Here is a 17,368-nt window from a genome sequence, read left to right as displayed (position 1 = left end):
TGAGTTATATAAAAAGAAGTACCCCTACACACCTGCTAAAGCTCTCCTTTAGCATGAGGAAATAATGAAGGTGATGACCTTGTTATCACTGAATAATTAAATGGAAGATACTAATGAATTTGCATGAATATCAGGCTAAGCAATTATTTGCTGAATTTGGGTTACCTGTACCTGAGGGGTATGCCTGCAATACAGCACAAGAAGCATTTGAAGCGGCTGGGCGCATTAGCACAGCTAAAAAAGTAGTGAAATGCCAAGTACATGCTGGTGGTCGCGGTAAAGCGGGCGGCGTTGAGTTGCATGATACTAAAGAAGGCGTAAAAGAGTTTGCACAAAAGTGGCTAGGTCAAAACCTAGTGACTTATCAGACAGACGCAAACGGTCAACCTGTCACTAAAATCTTAGTCGAAGAAGCATCGAATATTGCCAACGAATTGTACTTAGGTGCTGTTGTTGATCGCGCTTCACGTCGCATTGTATTTATGGCATCCACTGAAGGTGGCGTAGATATTGAAAAGATTGCGGAAGAGACGCCAGAGTTGATCCATAAAGCGGCTATCGACCCATTGGTAGGGCCTCAGTCTTATCAAGGTCGTGAGTTGGCGTTTAAGCTAGGTCTTAAAGGCGATCAAATTAAACAATTCGTTAAGATCTTTTTAGGTCTGGGCAACATGTTTGCACAGTACGACTTAGCGTTATTGGAAATTAACCCGCTAGTGATCACCGCAGAAGATAACCTGCTGTGTCTAGACGGTAAAATCAACATCGATTCTAATGCGATGTACCGCCAACCAAAACTGCGTGAAATGCACGATCCATCGCAAGAAGATGAGCGCGAAGCACACGCAGCGCAATGGGAGCTTAACTATGTAGCTCTTGATGGCAGCATTGGTTGTATGGTGAACGGTGCGGGCTTAGCCATGGGTACGATGGATATCGTAAACTTGCACGGCGGACAACCAGCAAACTTCCTTGATGTGGGCGGCGGCGCAACCAAAGAGCGCGTAACAGAAGCCTTCAAAATCATCCTTTCTGACAGCAATGTAAAAGCCGTTTTAGTGAATATCTTTGGCGGTATTGTTCGTTGTGACTTGATTGCTGACGGTATTATCGGCGCAGTTGAAGAAGTGGGTGTCGAGGTGCCTGTTGTGGTTCGTTTAGAGGGCAACAATGCGCCTTTGGGCTCGAAGAAACTGGCGGAAAGTGGTCTAAACATTATTGCTGCAAACTCTCTGACTGAAGCAGCAGAAAAAGTTGTAGCTGCAGCGGAGGGCAAATAATGTCTGTATTAATTAATAAAGAGACTAAAGTTATCTGCCAAGGTTTTACTGGCGGTCAAGGTACGTTCCACTCAGAACAAGCACTTGAGTACGGCACGCAAATGGTTGGTGGTGTTTCTCCGGGTAAAGGCGGTCAAACGCATCTTGGTTTACCTGTGTTCAACACTGTGCGTGAAGCGGTAGAGACAACCGGTGCGACAGCCTCTGTAATTTATGTGCCAGCGCCGTTTTGTAAAGATGCCATTTTAGAAGCAATTGATGCGGGCATTAAACTGATTGTTACGATCACCGAAGGCATCCCAACACTGGATTTGCTTGATGTTAAAGTGCGCTTAGACGAAGCGGGCGTAGTGATGATTGGTCCTAACTGTCCGGGCGTTATCACTCCTGATGAGTGTAAGATTGGCATCATGCCAGGTCACATTCATAAGAAAGGCAAAGTGGGCATTGTGTCTCGCTCTGGCACCTTGACTTATGAAGCGGTTAAGCAAACGACAGATGAAGGTTTTGGTCAGTCTACTTGTGTTGGTATTGGTGGCGACCCAATTCCGGGTTCTAACTTTATCGACATTTTAAAGCTGTTTGAACAAGACCCTGAAACTGAAGCTATCGTGATGATTGGTGAAATTGGTGGCACAGCGGAAGAAGAAGCTGCAGCCTACATTAAAGAGCACGTCACTAAACCCGTAGTATCGTATATCGCAGGTGTGACAGCGCCTCCAGGTAAGCGTATGGGGCACGCAGGGGCAATTATCTCAGGTGGTAAAGGTACTGCGGAAGATAAATTCCAAGCGTTGGAAGCCGCTGGCGTTAAAACCGTGAAAAGCCTTGCTGATATTGGTCAAGGGCTACGCGAAATTACCGGCTGGTAATGAGATAACCCGCTCTACTAATAGAGAACCTGTAATAGAAAGCCTCTGATGTTTCCATCAGAGGCTTTTTGTTTGGATTCGATTTATTGAGAGGTAATACCAATCGTACTAAATAACTGGTCATTCTAGCTTGTTAAAATGCTCGATAACGGCGTTAGAATTTTTGATTGTAGAATAACTACTTATCGAAAAATTCTGCCTTGTTCTCGAGCATTTTCCCTGCGCTAGTTCTGATCACTTACTTAGTGTGATTGGTATAATACTAATTATTTTGCGGTTTAAGCTGAACTAATAGGAACAGTAGCGCAGCGCTAACCACAACCGATGGGCCGGCAGGGGTGTCATATTGCCAAGAAAGGCTCAGCCCCGATAAGACGCACACACCGCCAATAACCGATGCCATGACTGCCATTTGCTCAGGGCTCTTAGAAAAACGTCGCGCCGTTGCCGCCGGTATAATCAGCAAGGAGGTGATAATAAGTGCGCCGACAAACTTCATGCCTACCGCAATCACCAAGCTTATCATCAGCATAGTGAGCAGACGCATCAGCGAAATGTTAACGCCCTCAATCGCGGCTAATTCTTCATTAACCGTACTTGAGAGTAGAGGACGCCAAAAGCTCACGAGCAGTAGCATCACAATAGCTACCCCAATAAAAATAAACATCACATCTTGTGAGTTAACCGCCAGTAAATCACCAAATAGATAGCCCATTAAATCGACACGAACATTGTCCAGAAAACTGACCGCAATTAAGCCCAGTGATAACGAGCTATGCGCTAATATTCCAAGCAAAGTATCGGTTGCCACCATTTGTTGGCGTTGCAATGCAACTAAAATTACGCCCAATGTCAGGCAGCAAACAACTAACGCAAGATAAAGGTTTACATCAAATAAAAAGCCCAGCGCTAAACCCATTAGCGAGGCGTGGGCGAGGGTATCGCCGAAGTAGGCCATTTTTCGCCATACAACGAAAGAGCCTAGCGGGCCTGCAATAATGGCGATGCCTAACCCTGCAAGTATCGAAGGCAGTAAAAACTCAATCATGTTGGTGTCCGTGTTTATGGTGGTGGCAGGTATTGATATCCCCAGAGGCAGGGTCGCCGGATAAGTCGTGGTGATGGTAGTCGTGCTGGTGGCGATACAGCGCCAAACTTGCTTCAGGGGCGCCGCCAAACATTTTTAAATAACTAGGATGACTGGAAATCGCTAAGGGCGAACCCGAACAGCAAATATGATGCTGCAAGCAAATGACATTGTCGGTTTTAGCCATTACGAGGTGTAAATCGTGCGAGATCATAAATACCGCACAACCAAAGCGGTGGCGTATGGTATCAATAAGGTTATACAAATCTATTTGCCCTTGTACATCCACCCCTTGCGCTGGCTCATCTAATACTAATAATTGCGGGCGAATTAGTAGTGCTCTAGAGATCAGCACTCGTTGGGTTTCGCCGCCAGATAATTTATGTATATCTAAATGGATAAGATGGCTAGCCCCAACCAGTGCCAGTGCCTCTTGGCGCTCTTGTTGGCTGTATTTTCCGGCAAGACGTAAAAAGCGATCCACAGTTAACGGCAGTGTCTCGTTCAAATGCAATTTTTGCGGTACATAGCCAATTCTTAATTTATGGGCCTTAGTGACTTTCCCTTGATACTTTTTATGTATCCCTAATATCACTTTGACTAAGGTCGATTTACCTGCGCCATTAGGGCCGACTAAAGTGGTGATCTCAGACTCGTTGATTGAAAGACTGATGTTGTCCAAAACTTTGCGTTGATTAAATTGAACGGTCACGTCTTTTAATGTGACGATTTGGGTCATAGTGAGTTGGCCTGTATCTATTTGTTATGCAATGAGTATCTTCGCATTAATTCCAAGAATACCTTTGTACCATATTTGGAATCATATTATTCATTTGCTCTGTGTCAGTGTTATAATGTAACATCTGCGCTAGAAATTCTCTAATATTATGGAACACATCAATGAAACGTATATTGCTGTGCTTACTATCGTTGGTATTTGTGAACAATGCCCAAGCGATAGAAGTTGTAAGTAGTATCAAACCGATACATCTTATCACCCAAGAGATCATGACTAACATCGGGACGTCTTCAGCTCTACTAGGAACTGCAATGTCTCCGCATGACTACTCTTTACGCCCATCTGATGTGAAGAAACTTCGCAATGCAGATTTAGTGATCTGGTTTGGCCCAGATCTAGAAAGCTTTATGACGTCAGTTGTAAAAGACCAATCAAACACTTTAGCTATTAGCACAATTTCTGGTCTGGATCTTCGTCACTTTGCAGAAGGCCACGAGCATCACCACGATCATGGTGCACATGAAGGGCATCATCACGGCAATACTGATCCACACTTTTGGTTAGGTCCAAAACAAGCAGCGGTTGCAGCGAAGGCGATTGCGAGTAGACTGATCGAATTAGATCCAGACAACGCGGCTCGTTATAACGTAAACCTTGATAACTTCTTAAATAACTTACAGCTAACAACGACTGAAATTAGCACTAAGTTGCGATCAGTGAAAGGTCATGGTTACTTCGTATTCCATGATGCTTACGGCTATTTTGAAGATTACTTTGGTTTGAACCATTTAGGTCACTTTACCGTAAGTCCAGAAAGAAAGCCGGGTGCAAAAACCCTAATTGAAATTAAAACACGCCTAGCAAAAGGCGATGTACATTGTGTCTTTAGTGAACCGCAATACACTCCTGCAGTCATTGAAACAGTGACTCGTGGTAGTCATGTAAATACTGGCGTATTAGATCCACTAGCGACCGATGTTGAAGAAAGACCAGGCGCTTATTTTGCGTTCCTAAAACAGCTGTCTCAACAATTTGAGACGTGTTTGAAGTAATTTTAGGTGAAACGAATGAATGATAAAGCGCCCTCTCTATAGGGCGCTTTTTTTGATTTAAAACAAGTAAATTTGTAAGAATGTATGATACATTTTATGCAAATGATAATAATTGGCATTTAGATTATGAAACTATCAGAGCTCACAGTTGGGCAACAAGCAAATATTTGCTCTTTAAAACAACTAGATAATTCGACTAGAAAAAAACTAATGGTAATGGGACTACTGCCAAATACAGCAGTAACACTAATCCGTAAAGCGCCAATGGGCGACCCGTTACAAGTCAGAATTCGAGACGTAAGTGTTGCTATTCGTAAATCTACTGCCAATCAAATAACGGTAGAGGTTAACTAATGGACTATTCGATTTTAACCGTTGGTAACCCAAACAGCGGTAAAACAACACTTTTCAATGCTTTCACTGGTGCAAACCAAAAAGTAGGTAACTGGGCTGGTGTGACAGTCGAGAAAAAAGTCGGCGTTTACTCCTTCTCAGGAGCAGAGTTCAGCCTTACTGACTTACCGGGTATTTATGCTCTAGACAGTGGTAACGACACCAACAGTGTGGATGAAACTATCGCGTCTCGCGCCGTTCTTTCTACACCTGCTGATGTGATTGTGAACGTCATTGATGCCAGTTGCCTAGAGCGCAGCTTGTATGTGACCTTGCAATTAAGAGAGCTAGGCCGACCTATGGTCGTTATCCTAAATAAAATGGATGCACTGGCTCGAAATGGTCAAAAAGTTAACACTAAAGGCTTGTCCAAAGCGTTAGGCTGTCCAGTACTGACCGTCACTGCAACTCGTGAAAACGAAGTCAACAAACTAAAAGCAGACCTGCATAGCATGTTGGCTGAAGGTATTGAAGTTGAACCACTAGCACTTGATTATGGCACTGAATTTGAAGCGGTTGCGGCGGATATCCGTTCACTATTTACCAATGACATGGTGGATGAGCGCGCTCTGGCGATTCGTGCATTAGAAGACGATAAACTGGTTTTGAACAACGTTTCTTCCGACGTAAAAGACACCGTTGCTCAAGCTCGTCACTCGTTGGATCTGGACATTGACCTGCACATTGCCGATGTAAAATTTACCTTCCTACACGAGTTGACCAAATCTTTTAGAATCACGGAAGGTAAAATCACTCGTCGTTTGAGTGAGCGTATTGATGCTGTCGTGTTGAATAAATGGGTAGGTATTCCATTGTTCTTCTGCGTTATGTATTTGATGTTTATGTTTGCCATCAATATTGGTGGGGCATTCATTGATTTCTTCGATATCTCATTTGGCGCAGTACTGGTCGATGGTACTCACCATCTGCTTGATCCTTTGTTACCGCAATGGATAGTGACTGTCCTTGCTGATGGTATCGGCGGCGGTATTCAAACGGTTGCTACCTTTATTCCTGTGATTGCGGGTTTGTATTTGTTCCTGACTCTTCTAGAAGGCTCAGGTTACATGTCTCGCGCCGCTTTTGTATTAGATAAAGTGATGCAAAAAGTCGGTCTACCGGGTAAAGCATTTGTACCGCTTGTTCTTGGCTTTGGTTGTAACGTTCCAGCTATCATGGCAAGCCGTACCCTAGACCAAGAGCGTGAGCGTCGCCTAGCGGCTTCAATGGCGCCATTTATGTCTTGTGGTGCTCGTCTACCGGTTTACGCATTATTTGCGGCAGCGTTTTTCCCAAGCGCTGGACAAAACGTGGTATTTGCTCTGTACATCATTGGTATTCTAGCGGCCGTCTTTACCGGACTTGTGCTAAAACACACGATTTATCCGGGCGGTAACGATAGCTTTATTATGGAAATGACTGATTATGAAATCCCTCGTCTACGTAATGTGATTATCAAAACTTGGCAGAAACTAAAACGCTTTGTCTTTGGCGCAGGTAAAACCATCGTTATCGTAGTGACTATCCTAAGTTTCCTAAACTCTATCGGTACTGATGGCAGCTTTGGTAACCAAGACAGCGAAGCGTCTGCGTTATCGAAAGTGGCGCAAGTCATCACACCTGTATTTGCTCCTATGGGTATCAAAGAAGATAACTGGGCTGCAACGGTAGGTATTGTGACGGGTATCTTTGCTAAAGAAGCGGTAGTAGGTACGTTAAATAACCTTTACGCAACTCCAGCTGATGAAGGTGCTGATTATGATTTAGTCGGTAGCCTAAAAGAAGCGGTGATGTCTATTCCTGAAAACTTATCCGGTCTAAGCTTTAGCGACCCACTAGGTATTGAAGTAGGTGAGTTGAATGACACAGCGGTTGCTGCCGATGAGCAAGATGTTGATCAGTCAGTCTTTGCCAACCTACAAAGTAAATTCTTGTCAGGCCATGCGGCATTTGCTTACTTACTCTTCATCCTGATGTACACACCATGTGTGGCCGCTCTTGGCGCATACGTGAGAGAGTTTGGCCGTGACTACGCTAAATTCATTGCGGTATGGACTATGGGACTTGCGTATTCAAGTGCGGTACTTTACTACCAAATCATGATGTTTAGCATGAATCCAGTAGCAAGTGCTTGTTGGATTGTCGGTATTATTGCTGCTGGCTTTGCCACTTTCTTAGGGCTTAAACACCACGCAAGAAAACAACAATGGCACGATGATCCACAACCCGCAGTATAAGATGTAAGGCTCTATATTGGATTGTACGATAAAGCAGTACCGTTCAAATATAGAGCCTAGAAGTAAGGCAGTATTATGATTTTACAACAACTCAAAGCTTATCTTGACGAGCACGGCACCACAGATAGAGTGACGCTGTCTAACCACTTTGGTTTGTCTGAAGATGGCGTCGATGCCATGTTACAAGTCTGGATCAAGAAAGGTAAAGTGTCGCGTATGTTCGATACCATCAAAGGTAAAGAAAAGGGCGTACGTTACACCATCAACCAAGGTATTAGTTTGAACGTACAGATGTAAGCAATTACTTACATCTGCTATTTTCCAGTCAGCTAGGCGTTTACTGCTCACAGTCGCCTAGCTTTTTTTTGCCCAGAATAATGGCTTGACCCCAGTTAATGATTTAGCTGGGGCTATCTTTCTAGCCCATTATTTTGCGAATACCGCATCCACTTCAGGCAGTTCAGCTTGCTTAGGCTCGCGACTGATCATCAATGCACCGCCCACTAGTAACACGGCACCAACAATCTGTTGCGGAGTTAAGGTCACGTCAAAGGCAACCCAGTTGATGACTACCGCTGAAACAGGGAAGAATAGCTCGGCAATGGTGCCATAACGGGCAGGTATTCGTTCAAGGCCTTTATAATAGATAAACATCCCTAGCAGACCAGAGAGCATCACCATATAAAATAGGTGAGAAAAACTGCCCTGTGAAAGAGAAAACTGTTCGCCATAGCCAAGCATAGCGATAGTCAGAGTAAACAGAGCGAAAGTGTATCGACCAGACATGATTTGCATGGTGTTATAACCCATTATGGTCAATTTTCGCCCGTAAACAGTGGATGCGCCCCAAGCAACAACGGCCAATAGCGCACAGCCGTAACCGAGTAAAATAGCCATCAATTTAGGGTTATAGTGCCATACTGAGTTTTCCGACCACAGCGCCATAATATCCGGCGAAATCATCACAATACTGCCCAGCAAACTCACGCTTGCCCAAAGCAAAAAGTGCTTTTGTAGCTTCTCTTTGAGTAAAATGACAGACAGTGAAATGGCCACAATAGGTTGCAGCTTTTGCAACAAAATAACGATGGTAGGGTTCATCAAAGTAAAGGCTTTAGTAAAGGCAAGGGTGCCAATCGCTGAGCCAATCACGCCAATTAAAATAAAAGAAAACAGCGAACCTTTGATATAAGCAAATCGCCAACGAGGCACCATAATCTGCAATAGCGCAATGATGACAACCAACACCAAATGCTCAAAGAACACGATTTGTAAGGTGCTGTTGCTTTCCAGTAACGGATAGCGAAATAAAGTATCGGCAGCCCAAAGACCAGCTGCGATCATAACAAAAATAATACCTGCCACGAGGATCTCCAAATATAAGCCATGCAAGCCAAAAGCGACTTGTGTGCTTGGTTTGATATATACGTGAACAGAGCTAAGAGGTTAGGCAATCGGCGCGATAAACCACACTGCCACTATGGCTAGTGGGTGAGTTTACGCAAAACGCAAAAACCGCCCTAAGTGAGGATCACTAGGCGTCATTGGGTTAAATCAATTGTGTCACTTCTTTCATCCGGACTATAACCGTCGGCTCTGGATTCACACCAGATCTGCTGTCCCTTAATCGCTACTCATTAAAGTAGAAGCTAAGGCGCTCGTGGGCTCAAGCTAGGCTTTTACCACCGGTGGGGAGTTTCACCCCGCCCTGAAGTCCGTTTAAGGTATCAAATTTTGTGGATGAGGCAAATCTCTTTATTGAGATTGTGGGTATTTTTGGTGGGGGGTAAATAAGAGGCGGTGGAGTAAGGCATTGTGCTTTGCTTTGCTCTGCTGTGGGTATGAGGTGGGTTATTTGGGGTTTTAATAGACAGTATATTCAGCCTTATTTGAGCACCTTAGCTCATAATTGGACAGCACTGCTTTAGATTACTGAGGCTCGACTAACAATATTATAAGTCAGAACCAGACTGATGTTGTTATAGCTGATATTATACATTCATTCAAAATGAGTGTGCGCATAGCACCATCGTTGCTTCAAACTACAAGACCCGTCAGCGAAATGAACAAACATCTTAATCTTTTTAGAACCTACTCAAAAACAGAACGAACCTACCAGCTTGAGAACGACTTAACTCGCGCTTTGGCAATCTGCCTCCAAGAAGATGCGCTATTTCTTCATGAAGTACTCAAGTCTATTTTTGATGGGGATGAGCGTTACAATAAACTTTTTCAAGACATTAATAGCTCCCCAAAGCTTAAGATCTCAATTCAAAAAAAAACCGAAAGTATTAAGGGTTATAAGCATATCTATGCTGTTAGTTTGAGTGAAGCAGAATTGGTTGACTTTTGGGGACAAACACAGGTAGATGAGTATGACCCGGTATGTGACCTAGTACTTACTATTAATGATGTTTGTATAGTAATCGAAGCCAAAAGAGATGGTATCGACTGTACTGCTCAATTGTTTAACCAAATCTTCAATATTCTCCGCAAGGACGAATTATCTATCACTGAATGCAAAGATATGGTCACCGACAGGGATCTCAATTGGCAAAAGCTAATGGCAATTGCGGTGAAAGTATCAAGTTTTGAGAAAATGAGTGGGAACAAAAATCGTTTCTTAGCTGATTTTATTCAATTGGTGCGAGACCACAACCCAGAGTGGCTTCCAGCAACTCCAATTGCTTCTCTAAATGCAAATAGTTTCAATGCGATCTATCGTCGTATTCGCATTGCTGTCGAGGAGTTTGTGGCATCTAGATATACCCTAGAGCTCTTAAATTACAATGACCGTCTTGGGACAACCTTTTCTAAGGGATGGGCTGATGAAGTACTCTTTGAAGTATCTTCTGATAAAGGTGACTTAGTGAGTTCAATTTATCCAGCAAATACTAAAGCGCAGGGGTGGCATATTTTCCATAAAGATCCCCAATTTAGTACTGAGATATTATTGAATGGTCAATCTTACTCCTTAGCAATTGGTTATCACGTGAAGTTTTCAGGACAGGGTTACATAAGTGGCTTATGGTTTGATAAAAGTAAGATGAAAAAGAACCTGTACACGCATGAAATATTTAAGAATAAGACTGGCCGATACTCGAGAGATACTTGGTCTGGCATTGAAGAACTACTTGATGAACACTTATCTTACGATTGGAGAAAGCAATCTGAGTGGAAGATGAAGATCTTAGACTCAAATCGCACAGTTATAAACATGGCGATTGGCTACGTAATTACATTGACAATACCTAAAGAAGCTTTGGATAAACTAGATACACAGATCTATGATACTAAACAGCTTACAAAGCTTATTGGAAATATATACGATGCCTTTGAAACTGACTTGATAAAGAGCTAATGGGTTAGCTTTTATGAACAAATCACAGAAAGCGATCTTCTAGTAGTTCGACAACGCTTGTTTAAAACTTAAACCCCCTAAGCTAAAAGGAGCTCAATAGTGAACTCCTTTTTGATTTTCACACTAAGAAACTACAATAGTTTGACCGTGTGGCCTCCTATTGGTTGAATAACTAAGTCAATCTTAAAGCTTCTTAGAAATCAGCGCTGTACTACCAATAATAACCAAAGCCAATATCATGATAGCGCCTTTACCACTTTCAAATCCGCTCAATATGCCTGCACAAGCAACTACTGCAATAGCAACTGGAATCACGTATTTAATTAGGTTGTACCAAAGACCAAACAGTGGGAAAGAGACTTTGCCGTTGTTGGTGATCTCTTTTTCCAAGTCGATACGATTTAAACGCCAGCCCGCAAAGATACAGATAAACATGCCGCCAACTGCTAGGAATACTTTATCAGTCAGAAGGTCGAAAATATCAAACACGCCTGTGTCGAACAGTTTCGGTCCAACGCCGCCAAGAGAGAGTGACGCAAACACACACATTGCGGCCATTACACAACTTGCAGAAAGTACCGCAGTAACACGCTTCATACCTTTTTCTTCAATAAGGTAAGAAACCACAACTTCAAGTAGTGAAACAGAAGAGGTCAGCGCCGCTACAGTTAGGCCGATAAAGAACATCAGTGCAAATAGCAAACCAACGTGACCCATTTCAGCAAATAGCTGTGGCACAACAACGAACACTAAGCCTGGGCCTGCTGCAGGTTCCATATTGAAGGCAAACATTGCAGGGAACATGGCGATACCTGCCAGTAATGCAACCGCAGTGTCCATGCCAACAACCATACCTGTGGTTTGTACTAGGTTCTCTTTCTTCTTCAGGTAGCTACCGTAAGTAATCATCGCGCCCATACCTAGAGATAGAGAGAAGAAGGCTTGACCCAGTGCGGCCAATACAACATGGCTGTCTACTTTGCTGAAATCAGGTTTAAATAGGAATTCAAGACCTGCGCCTGCGCCCGGCAGTGAAAGCCCTTTTACTGCAACTACGACAAGGATAAGGAACAGTAGAGGCATAAGGATTTTGCCTGCTTTTTCTATGCCACCTGAAATGCCTTTACTCACAATCACAATGTTAAGCACTAGGTAGGCTGCCATCCATAGTAGTGGCTGCACAGGATCAGAGATAAATCCGCCGAAGCTGTCACCGATAGCTTCTGGAGTATCAAGTAAGCCAGTGGCTATCTTTGGTACGTAGGCAAGTGCCCAACCGCCAACGACAGGGTAAAAACCCATGATTAATAGGCCAGTAAGCACACCTATGATGCCGACAAAACTCCAACGCTTATCCGTAGATTTAAAAGAACCTACGACAGAGCGGCTTGTATGACGACCGATGGAAAATTCCGTTAGCATAACGCTAAAACCAATCACAATAACAAAGGCAAGATAGATAAGTACAAAAGCACCGCCACCGTTTTCGCCTGCTGTGTATGGGAATTTCCAAATATTACCAAGACCAACAGCCGAACCTGCTGCTGCCATTACGAATCCAAGTTTTGAACCCCAGTTATCACGAGGGGCTGCGGTTGTATTTCCAGTCGCCACAATGTCTCCAAATTATCTGTTATGTGTAGAACTAGGCGCTAAAAAGTGAGGTGTAAACAAAAATGTACACCTATATAAGGATTAACTCACGCTCTAGGTATGGCAAGTTAATCAGTTTGTAGGTAAAGTTGAAACCCTGAAAATTGTATTTATAGACGCTTGATCTTAATTTTGTGATCAAGTGCTGATTTATTATGTAAATCTTTGTTTATTTTCTTTCTTTCATATTGTAAAAACTTCCTCTTAATTCACCTAAGATATTGATATTTATCAATTATGATTGAATATTCAATTTATCCCCATAAATATCCCGACGTGTTATTAATGCGATAAAATCTGCAACTATATTGGCTAATTCTGCGCCATATACCACTCAAAATCATGGCTAAGCCTTTGTAATGTATCGAGCTCTTTCTTTGTCTCACTTTGTATCCATTGGCTTATGTCAGCAACGATAGTCGAAGTGCTTCTGCAATGACAAAAGTATTGCCACGCGCTGGGCTGAATTTGTGCTTTGTTGGGGCAAATTAGATAGCCATGTTCTAGTTCTGGCAAGATGAGCAATAAATCAGTCACCGTTACCCCTTGCCCTGACAAGCAGGCACTTAACGCCAGATCTAAAGTAAAGAAGGTGGTATTACGCACCTTAATAGCATCTTGATAGCCAACAGTGCTGAGCCATGTTTTCCAATCGTGGTGATCAAGGGTAGGGTGCAGGCGAGGCAAACGCAGTAGGGCATCAAAGTTGGGATCATGAGCATACAATTCTTGCGAGCATACCGGAGCCATGTATTCATCTCTTAAAAAGATCACATCACTGCGATCTTTATAACGATGAGGTACGCGTGAATTCAGGATCAACAAGTCATAATCGGTTGAGTTGAGTGCTTCATCTTCTTCAATGGTTGGGATCACCACAATTTCATACTCTGGGTAGCGCTCTTGTAACTGCTGGATCTTAGGCAGTAGAGAGCGAGTGGCATAACTTAGCGCCGCTTTTATTACGATGCGCTTTTGTGTCTCAGGTCGCCACGACTCAAGCAGTGTCTGTATGTTTTGATAGTTTCTTTGCAATACCGCAAATAGTTCACTGCCTTGCGCAGTCAATTCGATACTGCGATGCTTGCGAATAATGAGGTTTACTCCAATCCCTTGTTCCAGCTGCTTTATTTGCCGACTGACGGCACTTTGCGTGACATTTTGCTCATTGGCCGCTTCGGTAAAGCTTAAGTGCCTTGCCACACTTTCAAACATTTTTAGGCTGTTGTGAGAATAGGGAATGTCTGGATACGATTTCATTGTTGATTCACATGATTTCAAGTAATGCCAAGAGGCGTAAATGTTAATTGAATGCTAGCCCAATAATCATTACTTTGGCTAGGCATTCAATGAGGTCTTTATGAAAAACATTTTAAAACTGGCGTTGCCACTTACATTATCCCAACTCATCGGTATGGCGTTGGTGCTCACCGACGTATGGATGATGTCGCGTATTAGTGTTGCTGATTTGGCTGCTGGTGGTCTGGGCGCTTCGGTGTATTCATTTGTTTTTCTTGTAGCAGGAAGCATTGTCGGTTGTGTAGCAAACCTAATTGCGATTGCTTATGGGCAAAGTATTGCCCGTCCTGAGTTTGGTCATCAGCAGATACGTTTTGCCGTAAAAGGGGCGGTCATGCTCTCTTTATTATTGAGCATGGCACTTACGTTTAGTTTTGTTTTTGCGCCGCATTTGCTAATCGAAGCCAAACAATCCCCAGAGGTGGTTGCGGTGGCGATGCAATATTTAAATGCGCTTAAATGGGCCATGTTACCCACTTTATTGCTGTTGGTGCTTCGAGGCTTAACCAGCACTTTTGGTGATGTACGCTCGGTGATGATCATGTCCATTATTACGGTGTTCATCAATGTACCCATTAGTTACTTCATGGCCTTTAACTTGCAGTGGGGTATTGCAGGGCTAGGTTATGGCACAGCGCTATCTGCTTGGATTGTGCTTTTAGGGTATGGGTTTTGGGTGTTTCGCCAACACAAATATCAGCGATTCTCCCCTTGGACAAATACCGATGAATACTCAGCAAAATTGCTATTGCCTATGCTCGCAATGGGAAGCCCAATCGCGTTAGCCGCTTTACTTGAACATGGGCTAATTTATGGTGGCACCTTGATGGCAGGGAGTATTAGCGTGGCATCTCTGGCGATACATCAGATCATGTTGCAGTGTTTATCCTTTACTTGGAATGTGAATTTTGGTTTTGCTCAAGCCTCAGCTATTTTGGTTGGTAAAGAATATGGCGCGAATAACTTTGCGGGCATCAAGAAAATAGCCAGTAAAAGCTTTATTGCGGTCACCATATTAAGCCTAGTGATTGCCAGTGCCTTTGCGATTTGGCCAGAAGTGATTGCCAATTTGTTCCAGCTCGATAGCGGCAGCAGTCACGAGCTTAGCAATATGCTGATTTCTGTTATCTGGGTTGTGGCATTGTGCTTTGTGGTAGATGCATGGCAATTGCTTGCCATTAACCTTCTGCGCGGCATGAAAATAGTGGTGGTGCCTACCATTATGACCGCTATCGGCTACTGGGTATTTGGCCTTCCAGCAGCTTGGTTTTTAATGAAAAGCTACGGCCTAGCGGGCATTTGGGGCGGAATAGGCATTGGACTTGGCGTAACAGGTATATTGTTGTTAACAGTACTTATTTTTGAAACGAAACGTGTGTGTTCGATAAAACTCATTCCTGCCGTATAATTTGTGAGCGAGGTGTGTATGACAGTTTGTGGATGCATTCCCAACTTGAGATCTAGATATACGTGTAACCTTTCTTGTTTGGTATACTCATTCTTAAATCAATGCAAAGGATGAGTTTACTATGTCAAAAACCGCTAAGATCCATAACGAAGACAAGCTAGTTAAAAAAGCAATAGAAGTCGGTTTTAAGATGGCAAAAATGCAAGGCTTTGATTTGCCAAGTTCGACACAGCCTTTAAAAGTACAATCTGTCTACCTATTCCTAGTCGGCGTAAAACAAATCGCCCCCCTCCCAGAAGACAAACAAGACGGCCCAAACATCAAAAAACGCCTAGCCCTCTGGATGCACAAAGTCCTCCCAGACAACGACCCTCTAAAATAGCCGGTCAAAATTGCGGGGTCAGGTCTTGAAATTTGCACTTATCATACTTTTAAGGCCTGAACTCGATGAGCTATTACGGGGTCAGTTGCAGGGTCAGGTCTTGAATTTTGCAGGTTTTGAGGGTTAACAGAATAAGAAAATATCAAATAACATAAGTGGTACTACCTACGGCATAAGAATTAATACTGTGACTAGTATGATTTTTAAGCTAAAGTTTTCTCTATAAGTCGACTCTCAGAAAGTGGTAATTAAAGGCTAGATTGGATATCTAATTGACACTTGTATGACTTAAGCTCAGAATCACCCCCCGCATTTACCCCGCTTAAACTTTGATATAGAGATTTATTTTGACAAAACACCAACCAATCCTTGGTAACAAAGGCACTTTGTTCTTTTTAGTAATTATCAGTGCTTTTCCTCCCTTAACGACCGATTTGTACCTACCTGCATTGCCACAAATGGTCGAAATTTTAAATACGACCCAAGTAATGGTGAACCTCACTCTTAGTGTTTACTTTGTCACTTACGCGGTTGGCTTACTATTTTGGGGGCCATTGAGTGAAAAGTTTGGGCGCAAGCCTATATTGCTGACTGGACTTGGTGTGTATATGTTGGCGAGCATACTTTGTGCCTTTGCTTTTAATATCGATATTTTAATCGGCGCAAGGTCTCTACAAGCCTTTGGTGGCAGTGCTATCACAGTGGTGGCAACGGCAATCGTCAAAGATATGTTCAGCGGCCGCGAGCGTGAAAAAATCATGGCGACCATTATGTCTTTGGTGATTATTGCGCCTATGGTCGCGCCAGTGATTGGCGCACTGTTATTGAAAGTGGCTTCTTGGCACATGATGTTTGTGTTTTTAGCATCGTTTGGGCTTGTCGCAACCCTAGTGGCGCTTTGCTACACAGAGACATTAGAGCACCGCTACGAAGGGTCAATGCTGCGTTCCTGGAGTCGTCTTATTATCGTATTTAAAAATCCACGCTTTGTTGCGTTGCTGGCGATTTTTTCTCTTACGCCAATGGCGCTAATGGCATTCTTGGCTGCCGGTTCTTATATTTACATTAATGGCTTTGGTTTGACTGAGCAGCAATTTAGTTACGCGTTTGCATTTAACGCACTGTTTGCCTCGTTTGGGCCAACGATCTACATGAAAGTGTCCAAACGCATTCGCACGCAAAGCATCATTACCGCATGTTATGTCATGATTGCATTCTTAGGTGTGTTGACACTCACTATTGGTCATCTATCGCCTTGGGTTTTCGCCTTTATTGCCGCACCAATCACCATGGCAATTATTACGACTCGAATTCCTGGTACCAATTTAATGCTAGATCAGCAAGAGAAGGATACGGGCTCTGCGGTTGCAATTATTCAGTTCAGCGGCATGATGGCGGGTTCTTTGGGCATGGTATTAGTGTCACTTCGTCAGCAGTCGCTTATTGAAGATCTTGGATTGATTCAGATTGGAGTAGGGTGCTTGGGATTGGTGATGTGGTTACTGGTGAAAAATCGCGACTTTGTGACGCACAATATTATTAGCAGTAAAAAGTAGCTTCAAATATTTATAGAAAAAGACCTGATTTGTGAGAATCAGGTCTTTT

15 protein-coding genes and 1 riboswitch are annotated in these 17,368 nt (G+C 43.3%); of the genes, 10 read left to right on the top strand and 5 right to left on the bottom strand.

What is annotated here, in order from left to right:
- Nucleotides 1-113 precede the first annotated feature (113 nt).
- A complete protein-coding gene (gene sucC, locus OCU38_RS08770; RefSeq protein WP_023403469.1) occupies nt 114-1,280 on the top strand; it encodes an ADP-forming succinate--CoA ligase subunit beta in 1,167 nt (388 codons plus the stop codon).
- A complete protein-coding gene (gene sucD, locus OCU38_RS08765; RefSeq protein ID WP_261822790.1) occupies nt 1,280-2,152 on the top strand; it encodes a succinate--CoA ligase subunit alpha in 873 nt (290 codons plus the stop codon). The genes sucC and sucD overlap by 1 nt, the downstream gene beginning before the upstream one ends.
- A 262-nt stretch (nt 2,153-2,414) precedes the next feature.
- On the opposite strand, the gene znuB is transcribed toward sucD, so the two are convergent.
- Entirely contained in the window at nt 2,415-3,200 is a 786-nt protein-coding gene (znuB, locus tag OCU38_RS08760) for a zinc ABC transporter permease subunit ZnuB (protein ID WP_261822789.1), read from the bottom strand.
- On the bottom strand, nt 3,193-3,978 hold the full coding sequence (gene znuC, locus OCU38_RS08755) for a zinc ABC transporter ATP-binding protein ZnuC (RefSeq protein WP_261822788.1): 786 nt from the start codon (nt 3,976-3,978) through the stop codon (nt 3,193-3,195). Before znuC ends, znuB begins: the two co-directional genes overlap by 8 nt.
- Nucleotides 3,979-4,139: 161 nt before the next feature.
- On the opposite strand from znuC, the gene znuA reads away from it, so the two are divergent.
- The 4 genes from znuA to OCU38_RS08735 all read left to right on the top strand — a co-directional run bounded on the left by znuA (nt 4,140) and on the right by OCU38_RS08735 (nt 7,957).
- Nucleotides 4,140-5,030 carry a zinc ABC transporter substrate-binding protein ZnuA gene (gene znuA, locus OCU38_RS08750; RefSeq protein ID WP_261822787.1) on the top strand — a complete coding sequence of 297 codons (891 nt, stop codon included), beginning with the start codon at nt 4,140-4,142 and terminating at the stop codon, nt 5,028-5,030.
- Between the two features lie 126 nt (nt 5,031-5,156).
- Nucleotides 5,157-5,384 (top strand): FeoA family protein, encoded by a 228-nt coding sequence (locus OCU38_RS08745; RefSeq protein ID WP_023403474.1) that lies wholly within the window; start codon nt 5,157-5,159, stop codon nt 5,382-5,384.
- Nucleotides 5,384-7,660: a Fe(2+) transporter permease subunit FeoB gene (gene feoB / locus OCU38_RS08740; protein ID WP_261822786.1), complete on the top strand. Its 2,277-nt coding sequence runs from the start codon at nt 5,384-5,386 to the stop codon at nt 7,658-7,660. Before OCU38_RS08745 ends, feoB begins: the two co-directional genes overlap by 1 nt.
- Before the next feature lie 75 nt (nt 7,661-7,735).
- Nucleotides 7,736-7,957 carry a FeoC-like transcriptional regulator gene (locus OCU38_RS08735; protein WP_261822785.1) on the top strand — a complete coding sequence of 74 codons (222 nt, stop codon included), beginning with the start codon at nt 7,736-7,738 and terminating at the stop codon, nt 7,955-7,957.
- Between the two features lie 129 nt (nt 7,958-8,086).
- Here OCU38_RS08735 and OCU38_RS08730 read toward each other — a convergent pair whose 3' ends face one another.
- Nucleotides 8,087-9,025, bottom strand: coding sequence for a DMT family transporter (locus OCU38_RS08730; RefSeq protein ID WP_261822784.1), 939 nt, complete (start codon nt 9,023-9,025; stop codon nt 8,087-8,089).
- Nucleotides 9,026-9,220: 195 nt separating this feature from the next.
- A riboswitch (FMN riboswitch) is annotated at nt 9,221-9,380 on the bottom strand.
- Nucleotides 9,381-9,722: 342 nt separating this feature from the next.
- On the opposite strand from OCU38_RS08730, the gene OCU38_RS08725 reads away from it, so the two are divergent.
- Complete coding sequence (locus OCU38_RS08725) at nt 9,723-11,021, top strand: hypothetical protein (protein WP_261822783.1); 1,299 nt, start codon at nt 9,723-9,725, stop codon at nt 11,019-11,021.
- A gap of 183 nt (nt 11,022-11,204) precedes the next feature.
- On the opposite strand, the gene OCU38_RS08720 is transcribed toward OCU38_RS08725, so the two are convergent.
- Together OCU38_RS08720 and OCU38_RS08715 are read right to left on the bottom strand one after the other, a co-directional pair.
- Nucleotides 11,205-12,635, bottom strand: a complete 1,431-nt coding sequence (locus OCU38_RS08720) for a sodium-dependent transporter (protein ID WP_261822782.1) — start codon at nt 12,633-12,635, stop codon at nt 11,205-11,207.
- 351 nt (nt 12,636-12,986) lie between these two features.
- Entirely contained in the window at nt 12,987-13,934 is a 948-nt protein-coding gene (locus tag OCU38_RS08715) for a LysR family transcriptional regulator (RefSeq protein ID WP_261822781.1), read from the bottom strand.
- Nucleotides 13,935-14,034: 100 nt separating this feature from the next.
- On the opposite strand from OCU38_RS08715, the gene OCU38_RS08710 reads away from it, so the two are divergent.
- The 3 genes from OCU38_RS08710 to OCU38_RS08700 all read left to right on the top strand — a co-directional run bounded on the left by OCU38_RS08710 (nt 14,035) and on the right by OCU38_RS08700 (nt 17,319).
- A complete protein-coding gene (locus tag OCU38_RS08710) occupies nt 14,035-15,381 on the top strand; it encodes an MATE family efflux transporter (RefSeq protein WP_261822780.1) in 1,347 nt (448 codons plus the stop codon).
- A 121-nt stretch (nt 15,382-15,502) separates the two neighbouring features.
- Nucleotides 15,503-15,763: a DUF5062 family protein gene (locus tag OCU38_RS08705; RefSeq protein ID WP_152819629.1), complete on the top strand. Its 261-nt coding sequence runs from the start codon at nt 15,503-15,505 to the stop codon at nt 15,761-15,763.
- A gap of 347 nt (nt 15,764-16,110) precedes the next feature.
- Nucleotides 16,111-17,319: a multidrug effflux MFS transporter gene (locus OCU38_RS08700; RefSeq protein WP_261822779.1), complete on the top strand. Its 1,209-nt coding sequence runs from the start codon at nt 16,111-16,113 to the stop codon at nt 17,317-17,319.
- The last annotated feature ends 49 nt before the right edge of the window (nt 17,320-17,368 follow it).

The sequence above is a fragment of the Vibrio neonatus genome (genome assembly GCF_024346975.1).
Classification (GTDB): Bacteria; Pseudomonadota; Gammaproteobacteria; order Enterobacterales; family Vibrionaceae; genus Vibrio; species Vibrio neonatus.
Note: the sequence above shows the minus strand (reverse complement) of the source record. Positions and strands in the feature narration are given on the sequence as shown.